Source organism: Streptomyces sp. NPDC093600 (genome assembly GCF_044764755.1).
Taxonomy (GTDB): domain Bacteria; phylum Actinomycetota; class Actinomycetes; order Streptomycetales; family Streptomycetaceae; genus Streptomyces.
This window is the reverse complement of record NZ_JBIWIU010000009.1, coordinates 117,415-135,292: the sequence shown is the minus strand read 5'-3', so window position 1 is coordinate 135,292 and position 17,878 is coordinate 117,415. Positions and strand designations below refer to the sequence as shown.

The 17,878-nt window shown below is 71.2% G+C and carries 15 protein-coding genes; 8 read left to right on the top strand and 7 right to left on the bottom strand.

Translation table 11 applies throughout. The annotated features are described in order from the left end of the window. The first annotated feature begins 91 nt into the window (after positions 1-91). A complete protein-coding gene (locus ACIRB4_RS22440) occupies positions 92-1,078 on the top strand; it encodes an ATP-binding protein (protein ID WP_403293722.1) in 987 nt (328 codons plus the stop codon). Positions 1,079-1,109: 31 nt separating this feature from the next. On the opposite strand, the gene ACIRB4_RS22435 is transcribed toward ACIRB4_RS22440, so the two are convergent. Further along, the gene (locus ACIRB4_RS22435; protein ID WP_403293720.1) at positions 1,110-2,363 is read right to left on the bottom strand and encodes a hypothetical protein; all 1,254 of its coding nucleotides are present in this window, start codon (positions 2,361-2,363) and stop codon (positions 1,110-1,112) included. Positions 2,364-2,745: 382 nt separating this feature from the next. On the opposite strand from ACIRB4_RS22435, the gene ACIRB4_RS22430 reads away from it, so the two are divergent. The 6 genes from ACIRB4_RS22430 to ACIRB4_RS22405 all read left to right on the top strand — a co-directional run bounded on the left by ACIRB4_RS22430 (position 2,746) and on the right by ACIRB4_RS22405 (position 10,775). Then, positions 2,746-5,103, top strand: coding sequence for a bifunctional SulP family inorganic anion transporter/carbonic anhydrase (locus ACIRB4_RS22430; RefSeq protein WP_403293719.1), 2,358 nt, complete (start codon positions 2,746-2,748; stop codon positions 5,101-5,103). Positions 5,104-5,399: 296 nt separating this feature from the next. After that, entirely contained in the window at positions 5,400-7,370 is a 1,971-nt protein-coding gene (acs, locus tag ACIRB4_RS22425) for an acetate--CoA ligase (protein WP_403293718.1), read from the top strand. A 232-nt stretch (positions 7,371-7,602) separates the two neighbouring features. Next, complete coding sequence (nhaA, locus tag ACIRB4_RS22420) at positions 7,603-9,018, top strand: Na+/H+ antiporter NhaA (protein ID WP_403293716.1); 1,416 nt, start codon at positions 7,603-7,605, stop codon at positions 9,016-9,018. Between the two features lie 37 nt (positions 9,019-9,055). After that, positions 9,056-9,532 (top strand): phage holin family protein, encoded by a 477-nt coding sequence (locus ACIRB4_RS22415; RefSeq protein WP_403293715.1) that lies wholly within the window; start codon positions 9,056-9,058, stop codon positions 9,530-9,532. Beyond that, a complete protein-coding gene (locus ACIRB4_RS22410) occupies positions 9,529-10,473 on the top strand; it encodes an alpha/beta fold hydrolase (protein ID WP_403293713.1) in 945 nt (314 codons plus the stop codon). Before ACIRB4_RS22415 ends, ACIRB4_RS22410 begins: the two co-directional genes overlap by 4 nt. 107 nt (positions 10,474-10,580) lie before the next feature. Further along, positions 10,581-10,775, top strand: a complete 195-nt coding sequence (locus ACIRB4_RS22405) for a hypothetical protein (RefSeq protein ID WP_403293712.1) — start codon at positions 10,581-10,583, stop codon at positions 10,773-10,775. Positions 10,776-10,868: 93 nt separating this feature from the next. Here the strand turns inward: ACIRB4_RS22405 and ACIRB4_RS22400 are convergent, their stop codons facing one another. Genes ACIRB4_RS22400 through nth form a run of 3 tightly spaced genes read right to left on the bottom strand, consistent with a single transcriptional unit; the run spans position 10,869 to position 13,964 of the window. After that, on the bottom strand, positions 10,869-12,068 hold the full coding sequence (locus tag ACIRB4_RS22400; RefSeq protein ID WP_403293710.1) for a MarP family serine protease: 1,200 nt from the start codon (positions 12,066-12,068) through the stop codon (positions 10,869-10,871). Between the two features lie 47 nt (positions 12,069-12,115). Then, positions 12,116-12,835, bottom strand: a complete 720-nt coding sequence (locus ACIRB4_RS22395) for an NUDIX hydrolase (RefSeq protein ID WP_403293708.1) — start codon at positions 12,833-12,835, stop codon at positions 12,116-12,118. 58 nt (positions 12,836-12,893) lie between these two features. Further along, positions 12,894-13,964 carry an endonuclease III gene (nth, locus tag ACIRB4_RS22390; protein ID WP_403293707.1) on the bottom strand — a complete coding sequence of 357 codons (1,071 nt, stop codon included), beginning with the start codon at positions 13,962-13,964 and terminating at the stop codon, positions 12,894-12,896. 229 nt (positions 13,965-14,193) lie between these two features. Here nth and ACIRB4_RS22385 point away from each other — a divergent pair, with 229 nt between their 5' ends. Next, on the top strand, positions 14,194-14,868 hold the full coding sequence (locus tag ACIRB4_RS22385; RefSeq protein ID WP_015034542.1) for a Crp/Fnr family transcriptional regulator: 675 nt from the start codon (positions 14,194-14,196) through the stop codon (positions 14,866-14,868). 74 nt (positions 14,869-14,942) lie between these two features. On the opposite strand, the gene ACIRB4_RS22380 is transcribed toward ACIRB4_RS22385, so the two are convergent. From ACIRB4_RS22380 to ACIRB4_RS22370, 3 genes are all read right to left on the bottom strand, one after another. Next, complete coding sequence (locus ACIRB4_RS22380) at positions 14,943-15,827, bottom strand: prohibitin family protein (RefSeq protein WP_403293704.1); 885 nt, start codon at positions 15,825-15,827, stop codon at positions 14,943-14,945. A 169-nt stretch (positions 15,828-15,996) separates the two neighbouring features. After that, on the bottom strand, positions 15,997-16,827 hold the full coding sequence (locus ACIRB4_RS22375) for an MBL fold metallo-hydrolase (protein ID WP_403293702.1): 831 nt from the start codon (positions 16,825-16,827) through the stop codon (positions 15,997-15,999). Then, positions 16,824-17,699 carry an NUDIX hydrolase gene (locus tag ACIRB4_RS22370; protein ID WP_403293700.1) on the bottom strand — a complete coding sequence of 292 codons (876 nt, stop codon included), beginning with the start codon at positions 17,697-17,699 and terminating at the stop codon, positions 16,824-16,826. The genes ACIRB4_RS22375 and ACIRB4_RS22370 overlap by 4 nt, the downstream gene beginning before the upstream one ends. Between the last annotated feature and the right edge of the window lie 179 nt (positions 17,700-17,878).

The window sequence follows — 17,878 nt, the reverse complement described above, 5'->3', positions numbered from 1 at the left end:
CTACGCGCCCAGGACCGCCACCCCACGTTGGAGTGGTCTTCTTCACGCACCTTGACCACGGCACGCGATCATGGCACTACGCTAGGTGAACATGAAGATCGCTTTCGTAGGGAAGGGCGGCAGCGGCAAGACCACGCTGTCCTCGCTCTTCATCCGTCACCTGGCCGCCAATGAAGCCCATGTCGTCGCGGTGGACGCCGACATCAACCAGCACTTGGGGGCCGCGCTCGGCCTCGATGAGACGGAGGCGGCGGCGCTCCCGGCGTTGGGTGCGCACCTGCCGCTGATCAAGGAGTATTTGCGCGGCACCAACCCCCGGATCCTCTCCGCCGACACGATGATCAAGACCACGCCGCCCGGGGAGGGCTCGCGGCTGCTGCGGGTCCGCGAGGACAACCCGGTGTACGAGGCGTGCGCCCGGACCGTACGCCTGGACGACGGTGACATCCGGTTGATGGCGACGGGGCCGTTCACCGAGTCGGACCTCGGGGTGGCCTGCTACCACTCGAAGGTCGGCGCGGTGGAGCTGTGCCTGAACCACCTGGTGGACGGGCAGGACGAGTACGTCGTCGTCGACATGACGGCGGGCTCCGACTCGTTCGCCTCGGGGATGTTCACCCGCTTCGACATGACCTTCCTGGTCGCCGAGCCGACCCGCAAGGGCGTCTCCGTCTACCGCCAGTACAAGGAGTACGCGCGGGACTTCGGGGTCGCGCTCAAGGTGGTCGGCAACAAGGTGCAGTGCGAGGACGACCTGGACTTCCTGCGCGCCGAGGTGGGGGACGACCTGCTGGTGGCGGTCGGCCACTCGGACTGGGTGCGCGCGATGGAGAAGGGCCGCCCGCCCCGCTTCGAACTCCTGGAGGCGGACAACCGGATGGCCCTGCAGACCCTCCAGGACGCGGCGGACGATTCGTACGCCCACCGCGACTGGGAGCGCTACACGCGGCAGATGGTCCACTTCCACCTGAAGAACGCCGAGAGCTGGGGCAATGCGAAGACCGGGGCCGACCTGGCCGCGCAGGTCGACCCCGATTTCGTGTTGAGCGAAGGACTCAGCGCCACTCAGCCCGCCTAGGGGGCGTCTCGCCGACCAGGCCGGACCCGCGTCAGTTCCGCTTGGCGGCCGGCCGCGCCGAGGACGAGGGGGCCGACGGCTGGGGGGCCAGGAAGGCCGCCCAGCCGCCCCGCGGCGCCTCGCCGACCTTCAGGGTGCGCAGCTTGGCGAGGACCGCCGGGTCCTGGGCGTCCAGCCAGTCCGCGAGCTGCCGGAAGGACACGCACTTCACGTCCTTCTGGACGCAGACCGTGGCGATCGTCTGCTCGATGGCGCGCATGTACGTGCCGCCGTTCCACGACTCGAAGTGGTTGCCGATGATCAGCGGCGCCCGGTTGCCGTGGTACGAGCGGTTGAACGCCTGTAGCAGTCCGTCGCGCATCTGGTTGCCCCAGTACGCGTGCTTGGACGGGTCGCCCTGGGTCGTACCGGACTGGTTGACCAGGAAGTTGTAGTCCATGGCCAGGGTCTGGAAGGCGCGGCCCGGGACGGGGACCAGCTGCATCGACAGGTCCCACAGGCCGTGGTCCTTCTTCGGCCAGATCTGGTCGTTGACGCCGCTGGTGTCGTAGCGGAAGCCCAGCTGGCTCGCCGCCTGGACGAAGTTCGCGCGCCCCTCCAGGCACGGCGTGCGGGCGCCGACCAGCTCCTTGTCGTAGTCGAACGGCAGGGGCTGCTCGGTGGTCAGGCCGGAGTTCGTCTTCCAGTTCTTCACGAAGGACTTGGCCTGCCGGATCTCGCTCTTCCAGTCCTCTACGGACCAGTTGCCGACACCGCCCTCCTTGCCGCAGAAGTGGCCGTTGAAGTGCGTGCCGACCTCGTTGCCCTCCAGCCAGGCGCCGCGCAGTTCGCGGACGGTGGCACGGATGCCCTCGGTGTCGTTGAAGCCGATGTCCGAGCGTCCGGCGGCGTGCTGTGGCGGTTCGTACAGCTTGCGCTTCTCCTCGGGCAGCAGGTACACGCCGCTGAGGAAGTACGTCATGGTCGCGTCGTACTTCTTGCCCACCTTGCGGAAGTGGGAGAAGAGCCGCTGGCTGTCCTCGCCGGCGCCGTCCCACGAGAACACGACGAACTGCGGCGGTTGCTGACCCGGCTTCAGCCGCTGCCAGGTCGGCTGGTGGGGCTGGGCACCGGTGAAGGCGGTCGATCCGTCGCCGATCAGGCGCACCGCGTTCTGCGGCGCCGCCCCAGGGGCCTTCTTGGCGCCCGGAGCGCCCTTCGGGACCTCCTCGGAACCCGAGCATCCGGCGAGACCGGCGATCAGGGCGACGGCGAGGGCGCAGACGGCGAGCACTCTCCCGCGCATGGTGCCCCCCGCCCTGACGGTGCTCCCGGCAGTCCCTCTCCCGGCGGTCGTTCTCCCGGCGGCGTTCATCCGCCCACCTCTCCTCGGTCCGTGCGAGCGTCCTGTGCGAGCGACGCCAACGTCGCACCACGGCCACCGGAGAGATGAAACGACAAGCGGCACTCCGCCGACTTATCACCGGAACCGGTGAATCATTGCCCTGTTTGCCCCGAAAATAATGCCGCAGTCTTTACTCTGCATTACGATCCATTTACCCAGCGTTGATACTCGCCCGAGGAACCGCGCCTCACATCCCGCCGCTGCACGCCGTGCCCCACGGCCGCGACCCCCATGTTCGTCCCGCACGAGCCGCGACCGCGCCGCCCCGGAGGAGACGGGAAACATGACCCTCTGCACACCCGACCGCACCCCTGACCGCACGCCCGACCGGGCCGCGCCCAGCCCCCGCTTCAAGCGACCCCACAGCCCGCCGGGCGGCAGCCGCCGCTTCCGCATCGCGGGCGCCGACCTGTCGGCGTCCATCTCCGTCTTCCTGATCGCACTGCCCCTCTCCCTGGGCATCGCACTCGCCACCGGAGCCCCCCTCCAGGCCGGGCTGGTGGCCGCCGCCGTCGGCGGCATCGTCGTCGGCCGCCTCGGAGGCGCGCCGCTCCAGGTCAGCGGCCCCGCCGCCGGGCTCACGGTGGTCACCGCCGAACTCATCCAGATCTACGGCTGGCGCACCACCTGCGCCATCACCGTCCTCGCCGGCCTCGCCCAACTGGGCCTCGCCGCACTGCGGGTGGCCCGCTCCGCCCTCGCCGTCTCGCCCGCGATCGTGCACGGCATGCTCGCCGGCATCGGCGTCACCATCGCCCTCGCCCAGCTCCACATCGTGCTCGGCGGCAGCCCCCAGAGCTCCGTCGTGGCCAACGTCCTCGGTCTGCCCGGCCAGTTGGCCAGCCTCCATCCGGCGGCGCTGTCGGTCAGCCTCCTCACCGTCGCCGTCCTGCTGCTCTGGCCGAAGCTCCCGGGCCGCGCCGGGCGGACCCTGCGGAAGATCCCGGCCGCGCTCGCGGCGGTGGCCCTGGCGACGGCCGTGGCCGCGTTCGCCGGGCTGCGGCTGCCGCGGGTCGATCTGCCGTCCTGGCGCAGCCACGCCCTCCCCGAAATGCCCGAGGGCCCGCTCCTCGGGCTGCTCGCCGCCGTGCTCACCATCATGCTGGTCGGCAGCGTGGAATCGCTGCTTTCGGCCGTCGCCGTGGACAAACTGGTGGCCGCCCGTACGGCACTGGGCCCCCGCATCCCCCGGGCGCGGCTCGACCGCGAACTGGCCGGACAGGGTGCGGCGAACATGGTCTCCGGAGCGCTCGGCGGGCTGCCCATCACCGGTGTCGCGGTCCGCAGCGCCGCCAATGTCGCGGCCGGCGCCGTGAGCCGCAACTCCGCGATCCTGCACGGCGTGTGGGTGGTCCTGTCCGCCGTACTGCTGGTCCCGGTGCTCGATCTGATCCCGCTCGCCGCACTCGCCGCGCTCGTCACCGTCGTCGGCGTCCAGATGGTCAACATCACCCACCTGCGCAGCGTGCGCCGCCATCGCGAGGTGCTGGTGTACGCGGCGACCCTGGTCGCCGTCGTCTTCGCCGGCGTCCTGGAGGGAGTGGCGATCGGTATCGCGGTCGCCGTGACGGTGGCGCTGCACCGGCTGACCCGCACCCGGATCACCGTCGAGGAGACCGACGGGGTCCACCGGGTCCGCGCGCGCGGGCAGTTGACCTTCCTCGCCGTGCCCCGGCTGAGCCGGGTCCTGCACCAGGTGCCGCCCGGCTCCTCCTGCGTGGTGGAGCTGGAGGGGTCGTTCATGGACCACGCGGCGTACGAGGCGCTGCACGACTGGCAGGCCGGCCACCTCGCGCACGGCGGCACCGTCGAGATGAACGGCCCGCCCGGGGTCCGTATCGCCGAACCCGCAGCCGAGCCCCATTCCTGCTGCCGGCCCTGGATGCCCTGGCGCAACCACCACTGCGGCGGCCAGGGAGAGCAGCCGGCCCACGAGACCCGGCGCCCGACCGGTCACCAACTGGCGAGCGGCATCGGCAAGTTCCAGCGCAACACCGCCCCGCTGGTGCGCGACGAGCTCGCCCGGCTCGCCCGCGAGGGCCAGAGTCCCTCGCAGCTCTTCCTCACCTGCGCCGACTCCCGGCTCGTCACGAGCATGATCACCTCCAGCGGCCCCGGTGACCTGTTCACCGTGCGGAACGTCGGCAACCTCGTCCCGCTGCCCGGCGAGGAGAGCGGGGACGACTCGGTCGCGGCGGCCATCGAGTACGCGGTGGAGGTACTGCGGGTCGACTCGATCACCGTGTGCGGGCACTCCGGCTGCGGCGCCATGCAGGCACTCCTCAACAGCGGGCCGGGCGCCCCGCAGACCCCCCTGGGCCGCTGGCTGCGCCACGGCCTGCCCAGCCTGGAGCGGATGGCGAGCCGCAGGCACGCCTGGGCCCGGATCTCCGGACGGCTGCCCGCCGACGACGTCGAACAGCTCTGCCTGACCAACGTGGTCCAGCAACTGGAGCATCTGCGGGCGTACGAGCCGGTGGCACGGCGGCTGGCCGACGGGACCCTGACCCTGCACGGCATGTACTTCCACGTCGGGGAGGCGCAGGCGTATCTGCTGGCCGACTCGGACGAGCCGCACGGCTACGACGACGTGTTCGACCGGGTCCCGCCCACCGCCCTGGAGGAGGCCCGCGCGTCGTGACCTCTCCGGGACCGGGACCTGAGCCCGGGGCCGGCTCCTGACCCGAGCCCGGATCCCAGGCCTGGTCCCAGGAGGCCCCGAACCTGTCCCGAACCGCCGTGAACCTTCCCGGGCGCCCGTCCGTGAGTGTGTGTGGCCCCTTCTCCCCGCCGCCCGGGGAGAAGGGGCCACCTCACGCCCGCCACCCTATAGGTCTAAACCAATTTCCTGGAGGCTCTTGTCACTCGGGCCCCGGACTGATGAGGTATGACGCGGGACACATAGGCACATAGGACGCCCTGGGAAAGGGAGATGTCGTGAGCAACGAAAGCCTGGCCAACCTGCTCAAGGAAGAGCGGCGGTTCGCGCCGCCGACCGAGCTGGCCGCGCACGCCAACGTGACGGCGGAGGCGTACGAGCAGGCCGCGGCGGACAGGCTTGGCTTCTGGGCCGAGCAGGCGAGGCGGCTCACCTGGGCCACCGAGCCGACCGAGACCCTCGACTGGTCGAACCCGCCGTTCGCCAAGTGGTTCGCCGACGGTGAGCTCAACGTGGCGTACAACTGCGTCGACCGCCATGTCGAGGCGGGCAACGGCGACCGCGTCGCCATCCACTTCGAGGGCGAGCCGGGCGACAGCCGCGCCATCACCTACGCCGAGCTCAAGGACGAGGTCTCCCGCGCCGCCAACGCCCTGACCGAGCTGGGCGTCCGCAAGGGCGACCGGGTCGCCGTCTACCTCCCGATGATCCCCGAGGCGGCCATCACGATGCTGGCCTGCGCCCGCATCGGCGCCGCGCACTCGGTGGTCTTCGGCGGCTTCTCCGCCGACGCCGTCGCCTCCCGCATCCAGGACGCCGACGCCAAGCTCGTCGTCACCGCCGACGGCGGCTACCGCCGCGGCAAGCCGTCCGCGCTCAAGCCCGCCATCGACGAGGCCGTCGCCAAGTGCCCGCAGGTCGAGCACGTACTCGTCGTCCGCCGCACCGGCCACTCCCTCGAAGAGGCGGGAAGCACCTTCACCGAGGGCCGCGACGTGTGGTGGCACGACATCGTCGCCCGCCAGTCCGCCGAGCACACGCCGGAGCCGTTCGAGGCGGAGCACCCGCTCTTCATCCTCTACACCTCCGGTACGACCGGTAAGCCCAAGGGCATCCTGCACACCTCCGGCGGCTATCTGACCCAGGCCGCGTACACGCACCACGCCGTCTTCGACCTCAAGCCGGAGACCGACGTCTACTGGTGCACCGCCGACATCGGCTGGGTGACCGGACACTCGTACATCGTCTACGGCCCGCTGGCCAACGGCGCGACGCAGGTCATGTACGAGGGCACGCCCGACACCCCGCACCAGGGTCGGTTCTGGGAGATCGTCCAGAAGTACGGCGTGACGATCCTCTACACCGCCCCGACGGCGATCCGTACGTTCATGAAGTGGGGAGACGACATCCCCGCCAAGTTCGACCTCTCCAGCCTCCGTGTCCTCGGCTCGGTCGGCGAGCCGATCAACCCCGAGGCGTGGATCTGGTACCGCGAGCACATCGGCGCGGGCAAGACCCCGATCGTGGACACCTGGTGGCAGACCGAGACCGGCGCGATGATGATCTCGCCGCTGCCGGGCGTCACTCACACCAAGCCGGGCTCGGCCCAGCGCGCCCTCCCCGGCATCTCCGCGACCGTCGTCGACGACGAGGCGAACGAGGTGCCGAACGGCGGTGGCGGCTATCTGGTCCTCACCGAGCCGTGGCCGTCGATGCTCCGCACCATCTGGGGCGACGACCAGCGGTTCATCGACACCTACTGGTCGCGCTTCGAGGGCAAGTACTTCGCCGGCGACGGCGCGAAGAAGGACGAGGACGGCGACATCTGGCTGCTCGGCCGGGTCGACGACGTCATGCTCGTCTCCGGGCACAACATCTCCACCACCGAGGTCGAGTCGGCGCTCGTCTCCCACCCGTCCGTCGCCGAGGCGGCGGTGGTCGGCGCCGCGGACGAGACGACCGGACAGGCCATCGTCGCCTTCGTCATCCTGCGCGGTACGGCGAGCGAGACCGACGGCCTGGTCGCCGAGCTGCGCAACCATGTGGGCGCGACGCTCGGGCCGATCGCGAAGCCGAAGCGGATCCTGCCGGTGCAGGAGCTGCCCAAGACGCGATCCGGCAAGATCATGCGGCGGCTGCTGCGTGACGTCGCCGAGAACCGGGAGCTGGGGGACGTCACCACTCTGACGGACTCGTCCGTCATGGCACTCATCCAGACGAAGCTGCCGAGCGCTTCCAGCGAGGACTGAGCCACAAAGGCCACGAAGGCGCCCGCTCCAGGCCACCTGGGGCGGGCGCCTTCGTGCGTCCACAACGGGCCGGACGCGCCGCCGGCGCCTACCGTGAAGATCACCGGACACCACCCGGGCTCTTTAGGTAAGGTAAAGAAAGCGTCAGTGACGCGACAAGAGAACCTAGGTGCGCCGGGAAGTCTGGTCGGCATGTGCTTCGTGCTGCCCAACCGACCGGAGGCCTTCGACCGTGCCCGCGCCCGCACCCACCACCGACCGCACCCCCACCGACCGCAAGTTCCTCGGCCTGCTGCCGCTCCCGGAGCGGACGTTCCTCGCCGACGCGCTGCGCGCCGAGACCGTCGGTGGCGTGCTGCTGCTCCTCGCCGCGGTCGCGGCGCTCGTCTGGGCCAACAGCCCCTTCGGCGACAGCTACGAGTCCGTACGGGATCTCCACATCGGCCCCGCGGCCCTCGGCCTCGATCTGTCCATCGAGCACTGGGCGGCCGACGGGCTCCTCGCGGTCTTCTTCTTCGTCGCCGGCATCGAGCTCAAGCGCGAGCTGGTCGCGGGCGAGTTGCGCGACCCCAAGGCCGCCGCGCTCCCCGTGATCGCCGCGCTCTGCGGCATGGCCGCGCCCGCACTCGTCTACGTCCTGACGAACGCCGCCGGCGGCGGCTCGATGGACGGCTGGGCCGTACCCACCGCCACCGACATCGCCTTCGCGCTCGCCGTACTCGCGGTCATCGGCACCTCCCTGCCGTCCGCCCTCCGCGCGTTCCTGCTGACGCTCGCCGTCGTCGACGACCTGTTCGCGATCCTGATCATCGCGGTCTTCTTCACCAGCGACCTGAACTTCGCCGCCCTCGGCGGCGCCTTCGCCGGACTCGTCGTCTTCTGGGTGCTGCTGCGCACGGGAGTCCGCGGCTGGTGCGTGTACGTCCCGCTCGCCCTGGTCGTCTGGGGCCTGATGTACAACAGCGGCGTCCACGCCACCATCGCCGGCGTCGCCATGGGCCTGATGCTGCGCTGCAGCCGGCGGGACGGCGAGCGGCACTCCCCCGGCGAGCACATCGAGCATCTGGTCCGCCCCCTCTCCGCCGGACTGGCCGTGCCGCTGTTCGCGCTGTTCTCGGCCGGGGTCGCCGTCACCGGGAAGTCGATCGGCGACGTCTTCACCCAGCCGGTCACCCTCGGTGTCGTCCTCGGCCTGGTGGTCGGCAAGGCGGTCGGCATCTTCGGCGGCACGTGGCTCGCCGCCCGCTTCACCAAGGCCGAGCTCAACCCGGACCTGGCCTGGCCGGACGTGTTCGCCGTCGCCACCCTCGCCGGAATCGGCTTCACCGTCTCCCTGCTCATCGGCGAGCTGGCCTTCGAGGGCGACGCGGCCCTGACCGACGAGGTCAAGGCGGCCGTCCTGATCGGCTCCCTGATCGCCGCCGTACTGGCCACATTCCTGCTCAAGCTGCGGGTACGGAAGTACGAGGCGCTGCTCGCCGAAGAGGAGCGCGACGAGGACGAGGACGGCATCCCGGACGTGTACGAGCAGCACGACCCGGAGTACCACCTGAGGATGGCGGCGATCCACGAGAGGAAGGCCGCCGAACATCGCGAGAAGGCGCGACTGGCGGGGGCACCGCGCGATGACGCCGACAGTCCGGCATGATCTGAGGTCGGACCGTCGAAGAGAAAAGGGAGCAGCGATGAGCGACCCGGTCAACGGAGCCGAGCGCAGCCTCGGCCAGCTGGTCGCCTCGGCGACCGCCGAGATGTCCGCGCTGGTGCACGACGAGATCGCGCTGGCGAAGGCCGAGATCCGACAGGACGTCAAGCGCGGAGCCATCGGCGGCGCCGCCGGCGGGGCTGCGGCGGCGGTGCTGCTGTTCTCGCTGCCGATGCTGAGTTTCGCGCTCGCCTACGGCATCCAGGCGTGGAGCGGCTGGCACATCTCGGTCTGCTTCCTGCTGTCCTTCGCGGCGAACGTGCTGCTGGCGGGGCTGCTCGGGCTGATCGCCTACGCCAAGTTCAAGAAGGTCAAGCCGCCGGAGAAGTCGATCGCCTCGGCCAAGCAGACGGCCGCGATCCTGCAGAACGCCAAGCCGCACCCCCGACCCGAACGAGCGGTCCTGCCGGGCACCGTCCAGGAGAAGCCCGCGATTGTGGGACGCTCGTCGGCATGACCGTCCCTGAGAGCAGCAACGGCAGCGGCACCACCGGCAGCCCCGTCCGCATCGATGGGCCCTGGACCCACCGGGACGTGGCCGCCAACGGCGCGCGCTTCCACATCGCGGAGATGGGCGACGGCCCGCTCGTGTTGCTGCTGCACGGCTTCCCGCAGTTCTGGTGGACCTGGCGCCATCAGCTGCCCGCCCTGGCCGACGCCGGCTTCCGGGCGGTGGCGATGGACCTGCGGGGTGTGGGCGGCAGCGACCGTACGCCGAGGGGCTACGACCCCGCCAATCTGGCGCTCGACATCACCGGCGTCATCCGCTCCCTCGGGGAGCCGGACGCGGCGCTGGTCGGGCACGACCTGGGCGGCTATCTCGCCTGGACGGCGGCGGTCATGCGCCCCAAGCTGGTGCGCCGGCTCGCCGTCTCCTCGATGCCGCACCCGCGCCGTTGGCGGTCGGCGATGCTCTCGGACTTCTCGCAGTCGCGGGCCGGTTCGTACGTGTGGGGCTTCCAGCGCCCGTGGCTGCCGGAGCGTCAGCTCGTGGCGGACGAGGGGGCGCTGGTGGGGCGGCTGATCCAGGACTGGTCGGGCCCGGGACTGCCCGACGAGGAGGCGATCGAGGTGTACCGGCGGGCGATGTGCATCCCGTCGACGGCGCACTGCTCGATCGAGCCCTACCGCTGGATGGTCCGCTCGCTGGCGCGGCCGGACGGGATCCAGTTCAACCGGCGTATGAAGCGTCCGGTGCGGGTACCCACCCTGCATTTGCACGGTTCCATGGACCCGGTGATGCGGACGCGCAGCGCGGCGGGGTCCGGCGAGTACGTGGAGGCTCCCTACCGCTGGCGGCTCTTCGACGGCCTGGGGCACTTCCCGCACGAAGAGGACCCGGCGGCGTTCTCGACGGAGCTCATCAACTGGCTCAAGGACCCCGAGCCCGACCGCTGATCCGGCGAACGTACATCCGTCCACCGAACGCCAATTGCCCCGCGCATACTCCAATTGGCGGGCTCCGGGGCGGTTACCGACCTTGGGCCCCGGGCACACGTCGGGGTATGGGCTGGACGCACGACTACGGTGACACGGCAAGCAACCGCCGCTCGGCCGCTGGGCCGGGTTATCTGGAGAGGAGTGGCCCTCAGGACCCGGGCCGCTCCCATTCCGCCGCGCGGGACGACATGGGGATCCCGCGCATCCTGCGCCGCCGGGCCCGCTGGGTGTCGGCCCGGCTCCGGCACACCCGCGACTGAGCCACCCGCCTCCGCCCGCCCGGCGTCCGGTCGTCCGGCGACCCCCCACCGTCCGTGGGCGTCAGACGTGACCGACCGTCCGCGCCCGTCCGGCTACAGCGCGCAGCCCCTGCTGTCGACCTGCTGGTTGGCCGTGCGGCCCTGGGCGATGTCGTCCCGGATCTCGTCCACCGTCAGTGCGTAGCCGGTGTTCGGGTCGTCGAGCGAGCGGGCGAAGATCACGCCGGAGACCTCTCCGTTCTCGGTGAGCAGCGGGCCGCCGGAGTTGCCCTGACGGACCGTCGCGTACAGGGAGTACACGTCCCTGCGCACCTGGCCGTGGTGGTAGATGTCCGGTCCGTTGGCGTTGATTCGGCCCCGGACGCGCGCCGAGCGCACGTCGTACGAGCCGTTCTCCGGGAAGCCGGCGACGATCGCGCTGTCGCCGCTGCGGGCATCCTGGTCGGTGAAGCGCAGGGGCACGGCGTCCAGGTCCGGCACGTCCAGTACGGCGATGTCGCGCTGCCAGTCGTAGAGGACGACCTTCGCGTCGTACAGCCTGCCCTCGCCGCCGATCTGGACGGTGGGCTCGTCGACACCGCCGACGACGTGGGCGTTGGTCATGACCCGGCGCTCGGCGAAGACGAAGCCGGTGCCTTCGAGGACCTTGCCGCAGCTGGTGGCCGTACCCACGACCTTGACGATGGAGCGCTGGGCGCGGGCGGCGACCGGGCTGCCGACGAGCGCCGGGTCCGGCGGCCGCACCTCGGTGATGGGCTCGTTGGCGAAGGGGCTGAAGACCTGCGGGAAGCCGTTCTGCGCGAGCGTGGAGGTGAAGTCGGAGAACCACGCGGACGCCTGATCGGGCATCACCCGCTCGACGCCGAGCAGCACCTTGGAACTCCGCACCTCCTTGCCCAGCGTGGGCATCGCCGTCTGGGCGAGCGCGGAGCCGAGGAGCCAGGCGACCAGCAGCATCGCCACCACGTTGACCAGCGCGCCGCCGGTCGCGTCCAGGGCGCGCGCGGGTGACCAGGTGATGTGCCGGCGCAGCTTGTTGCCGAGGTGGGTGGTGAACGCCTGGCCGACCGAGGCGCAGACGATGACGACGATCACGAAGAAGATGGTCGCCGTGGTGGTGACCTCCGAATTGTCCGTCAGCTGCTTCCAGAGGACCGGCAGCAGGAAGACGGCCACGAGGCCGCCGCCGAGGAACCCGATCACCGACAGGATGCCGACCACGAATCCCTGGCGGTAGCCGATGATCGCGAACCACACGGCGGCGAGCAGCAGCAGGATGTCCAGCACGTTCACCGTCAATAGCCTCGCAGATTCGTCTTAGGTCGCCCTGGGCCAGCCTGTCATGACCGCCAGTCGAGCGGGACCTGCTTCGCGTGGTCCCACGGCCTCTCCCAGCCCGCGTAGTGCAGGATCCTGTCGATCACTCCGGCCGTGAAACCCCAGACCAGAGCGGAAGCGACCGTGAACGCGGGGCCTCGGTGGCCGCTGGGATGGACGGCGGTCGCGCGGTTGGCCGGATCCGTGAGATCCGCCACGGGGACGGTGAAGACGCGGGCGGTCTCGGCGGGGTCGACCACTCCGACCGGGCTGGGGACGCGCCACCAGCCGAGCACGGGGGTGACGACGAAGCCGCTGACCGGGATGTAGAGCTGGGGCAGCACCCCGAAGATCTGGACACCGGAGGGGTCGAGGCCGGTCTCCTCCTCGGCCTCGCGCAGCGCGGCCCGCAGCAGGCCGCCGTCGGCCGGATCACCGTCCTCCGGGTCGAGGGCGCCGCCGGGGAAGGAGGGCTGTCCGGCGTGCGAGCGCAGGCTGCCGGCGCGTTCCATCAGCAGCAGCTCGGGACCGCGCTCGCCCTCACCGAAGAGGATGAGCACGGCGGACTGGCGTCCGGCGCCGTTCGCGGGCGGCAGGAAGCGGCTGAGCTGCTCGGGCCGGACGGTGCGGGCGGCCCGGTCGACGGGGATCAGCCAGCCGGGCAGTCCCGCCCGGCTGAGCAGGCCGCCGGTGCCGACGCCGTGCGTCGTGCCGGCCGCTGTCTCTTCGTCAGTGCGCGTCATAGGCACCCCCGTGTTTCACAACGCGATCGGAGCATGGCTTCGTTCCCGCACGGCCCCGTCACGCTCCCGCGCCCGGGGCCACGCCCGCGGCCGGCGGCGCCGGGCGGCCCGGGTAGTCCGGGGGCGGGTTGAGCCGCTGGCCCGGATAGCCGCCCTTCTCGTACTTCAGGAGCTTCGCGGCCTTCTCGGGGTCGGTCTCGCCCTCGCCGTACGCCGGGCAGAGCGGGGCGATCGGGCAGGCGCCGCAGGCGGGCTTGCGGGCGTGGCAGATCCGGCGGCCGTGGAAGATCACCCGGTGGGAGAGCATCGTCCACTCGCTCCGGGGGAAGATCTCGGCGATCTCCGCCTCGATCTTGACCGGGTCGTCCCGGTCGGTCCACTTCCAGCGGCGGGCGAGCCGCATGAAGTGGGTGTCGACCGTGATGCCGGGAACGCCGAAGGCGTTGCCGAGGACGACGAAGGCGGTCTTGCGGCCGACGCCCGGCAGCTTCACCAGGTCGTCGAGCCGGCCGGGGACCTCGCCGCCGAAGTCGTCGCGCAGGGCCGCGGCGAGGCCCATGATCGACTTGGTCTTGGCGCGGAAGAAGCCTGTCGGGCGGATGAGCTCCTCGACCTCCTCCGGAACGGCGGCGGCCAGGTCCTCCGGCGTCGGGTACCTCGCGAAGAGGGCGGGGGTGGTCTGGTTGACCCGCAGGTCGGTGGTCTGGGCGGACAGGACCGTGGCGACGAGCAGCTCGAAGGGGTTCCGGAAGTCCAGTTCGGGGTGGGCGTACGGATAGACGTCGGCCAGCTCCCGGTTGATCTTCCGGGCCCGGCGGACCATGGCCAGCCGGGATTCCGGTTTCGCGGCCTTCGGGGCGGGCTTCGGGCTCTTCGTCGCCGGGGCCTCGGCGGTCTTCCGGGCCGTCTTCGAGGTCTTCGCGGCCGGAGCCCCAGCCGTCTTCGTCGTCTTCGCCGCCGGAGCTTCGGCCGTCTTCGTCGTCGGCTTCGGGGTCTTCGCCGCCGCGCTCTTCGCCGTCCCGAGGGCCTTCTTCGCTGCCTTCACCGCACCTCCCGCCGGGCGTTTTGCCGCATTTGCCGCCTTCGGCACACCCTGTTCGCCCACAGCGGAATCACCCTTGGCGGACACTCTCCCAGCCCCCTTGGCCTGCGCTCTCACCGGCGAGTTGGACACCCGGCCAGCCTAAGGGGCACCACCGACATCCGCCCCGGGCACGGCCGATCAGGACCCAATCGGGCCCCTGACGTACGGACGGGCGGTTCGGTACGTCAAACTTGTTGTGATTGATCGCACTGTTTTGTGCGTCCGGCATCATGGGATCAAGGTCCCCTGAGCAGGTCGACATAGGAGAGAACTCGTGGACGACGTTCTGCGGCGCGCCCCGCTCTTCGCGGCGCTCGATGACGAGCAGGCCGCGGAGCTGCGCGCCTCGATGAGTGAAGCGACGCTCGCCCGTGGCGACGCGCTCTTCCACGAGGGAGACCCCGGCGACCGCCTGTACGTGGTCACCGAGGGCAAGGTGAAGCTCCACCGCACCTCGCCCGACGGCCGGGAGAACATGCTGGCGGTCCTCGGCCCCGGCGAGCTCATCGGTGAGCTGTCCCTCTTCGACCCGGGCCCGCGCACCGCCACCGCGACGGCGCTGACCGAGGTCAAGCTCCTCGGCCTGGGCCACGGTGACCTCCAGCCCTGGCTGAACGCCCGCCCCGAGGTGGCCACCGCCCTGCTGCGCGCGGTCGCGCGCCGGCTGCGCAAGACCAACGACCAGATGTCCGACCTGGTCTTCTCCGACGTGCCGGGCCGTGTCGCCCGCGCGCTCCTCGACCTGTCGCGCCGCTTCGGCGTGCAGTCCGAGGAGGGCATCCACGTCGTCCACGACCTCACCCAGGAGGAGCTGGCCCAGCTGGTCGGCGCCTCCCGCGAGACGGTCAACAAGGCCCTGGCGGACTTCGCCCAGCGCGGCTGGCTGCGCCTGGAGGCCCGCGCCGTGATCCTGCTGGACGTGGAGCGCCTCGCGAAGCGCTCGCGGTAAGCATCCGTACGTACGGAGAAGGGCCGCCCCGGCCTCGACCGGGGCGGCCCTTCTCCGTATGCGGACAGGCGTGACTACCGCTTCGTACCGTCGACGATCAGCGGGTTCCCGCTGCCACCGCCGCACGGCACGGCGTAGACCGGGTTCTTCGCCGAGGCCTCCTTGAACGCCTCGATGCACTGGTTCAGCAGGACCTTGTCGCTCAGCGAGTCGTTGAGGATCTTGTTGGCGCGGGCGATGCCCTCGGCCTCGATACGGCGCCGGTCCGCCTCGGCCTTGGCCGTACGGGCGGCCTCGGTCGCGCGCTCGGTCGCCTGCTGCTGCTGGATCTTGCGGTCGATCTGGCCCTGCAGGGCGTCCGAGGGCTTCACGTTGCGCAGGTTGACCGTGGTGACGGCGATGCCGCGCGGCGCCAGACGCTCCTTGATCAGGTCACCGATCTCGGCGTTGATCTTCTCGCGGTCACTGGCGTAGCCCTGCTCGCTCGTGTGACGGGCGAACACGTTGCGGACGATCTCCCGGCTGTCGGGGTAGACCAGCCGCTGCTGGATGGCGTCCTCGCTGCCGGCGAGCCGGTAGAGCTCGACGGCCTTGGCCGGGGTCACCGCCCACTTCACGGTCACCTCGGCGTACATGACACCGCCCTGCGAGGAACGGACCTCGACCACGTCCTTGTCGGAGAGGTTCAGGTCGACCGGGCGGGTCGAGAAGGTCGTGACGTCCGTGAACGGCGACTTGAAGTGCATGCCGGAGGTCATGGGAGAGCCGACCTTGCCGAACGCGACCGGGACTCCGACCTCGTACGCGCTGATGATGTAGAGCGTGGAGCCCGTCAGCGAGAAGACACCGGCGATGAGCGCACCGAGGGCGCCCAGCTTCAGCCCGCGCGTGTCGTTGGCGCGGGCGACGAAGAAGAGCACCACCGCCGCGATGAGCAGCAGGATGGACAGGACGAACATGGGCGGCCCCCCGAAGGACTACGGTCAGAAGTAAGCGGAGCGTAAAGCACGGGCCAAAAGATCCACTGCTCGGGGTGCTCGGCCCCCCGCTCCCCGCCCCCTGCGCTCCACCCTCGCGCCCGACGCCCTACCCCCCCGCGCCGGATACCCAACCCCCCGCGTCCGGCGCTCAGATCAGGCCGTGCTCGCGCAGATACTCCAACTGCGCCCGCACGGAAAGCTCGGCGGCCGGCCACAGCGAGCGGTCCACGTCGGCGTACACATGGGCGACGACCTCCGAGGCGGTCGTCAGGCCGTTCTCGACGGCCGTCTCGACCTGCGCGAGCCGGCCGGCGCGGTGGGCGAGATAGAACTCCACCACCCCCTGCGCGTCCTCAAGCACCGGTCCGTGACCCGGAAGCACCGTACGGACCCCGTCGTCGACCGTGAGCGAGCGCAGCCGGCGCAGGGAGTCGAGATAGTCGCCGAGCCGCCCGTCGGGATGAGCGACGATCGTCGTACCGCGCCCCAGGATGGTGTCGCCCGTCAGGACGGCCCGGTCGGCGGGCAGATGGAAGGAGAGCGAGTCCGAGGTGTGGCCGGGCGTCGGCACCACGCGCAGCTCCAGGCCGCCGACCGTGACCACGTCCCCCGCCCCGAGCCCCTCGTCACCGAGCCGCAACGCCGGGTCCAGCGCCCGCACATGGGTCCCCGTCAGCTCCCCGAACCGGCTCGCCCCCTCGGCGTGGTCCGGGTGGCCGTGGGTGAGCAGGGTGAGGGCGACCCGCTTGCCGAGCTTCTCGGCGCACTCCACGACCCTCCGCAGATGGCCGTCGTCGAGCGGCCCGGGATCGATGACGACGGCGAGGTCGGAGTCGGGCTCCGAGACGATCCAGGTGTTGGTGCCGTCGAGCGTCATCGCGGACGGGTTGGGTGCCAGTACGTTGAAGGCCCGGGTGGTCGCGGGCCCGGAGAGGACACCTCCCCTGGGCTGCCCCGGCAGCGCGGCGGCGTCCGTCATCGGGCCCCGCCCCCGCTCGGGATGTGCTTGGTGAACTCGTCGTGCCCCGGCCAGCTCAGGATCAGCTCGTCCCCCTCCAGCCGCGCCTGGGCGAGTACGGGAGCCAGGTCCTGGTCCTCCGCGGCGGCCAGGGCCTCCGCGGCCGTACCGAAGCGCTCCAGGCCCCGCAGGGTGGAGATCGTCGGCGGCATCATCGTCAGCTCGCCCCGGTCATAGCCGGCCGCGGCGTCCGCGGGGCGGATCCACACCGTGCGGTCCGCCTCGGTCGAGGCGTTACGGGTGCGCTGGCCGGCCGGCAGCACGGCCACGAAGAACCAGGTGTCGTACCGCCGGGGCTCGAACTCCGGCGTGATCCAGCGCGCCCACGCGCCGAGCAGGTCGGACCGCAGCACCAGGCCGCGCCGGTCGAGGAAGTCGGAGAAGGACAGCTCCCGGGCGACCAGCGCCGCACGGTCCTTCTCCCAGTCGTCGCCCGTCGTGTCCCCGACGACCGAGTCCGCGGTCGGCCCGGCGAGCAGCACGCCCGCCTCCTCGTACGTCTCGCGCACGGCCGCGCACACGACGGCCTGCGCCTGCGCCGGGTCCGGCAGGCCGAGGCGCTCGGCCCAGGTCTCCCGGGACGGGCCGGCCCAGCGCACGGGGTGCTCGTCACGCGGATCGACACCGCCGCCGGGGTAGGCGTACGCGCCGCCCGCGAAGGCCATGGACGTACGCCGCCGCAGCATGTGGACGCTCGGCCCCTGCCCCTCGGCGCCGTCCCGCAGCAGCAGGACGGTGGCGGCCCGTCTGGGCGCCGCGGGAACCAGCTCGCCCGCGGCGAGAGCGCGGATGCGGTCGGGCCATTCCGGGGGGTACCACTGACCATTCGCCATGGCCGGATCGTATGCCGGGCGCCCCGGATGCACGAGAGCCGATTCCCCCGGGGCAGGAGGAGCCGGCGCCCCGGACGCAGGAGAGCCGATCCCGGGGGGGGGCGGGCTCGTGAAAGTCTGGAGCGCACCACTCGCCGTTCCGCCGTGGCCAGGGAGCCTTCTTGAGCGTGTTCGTACGG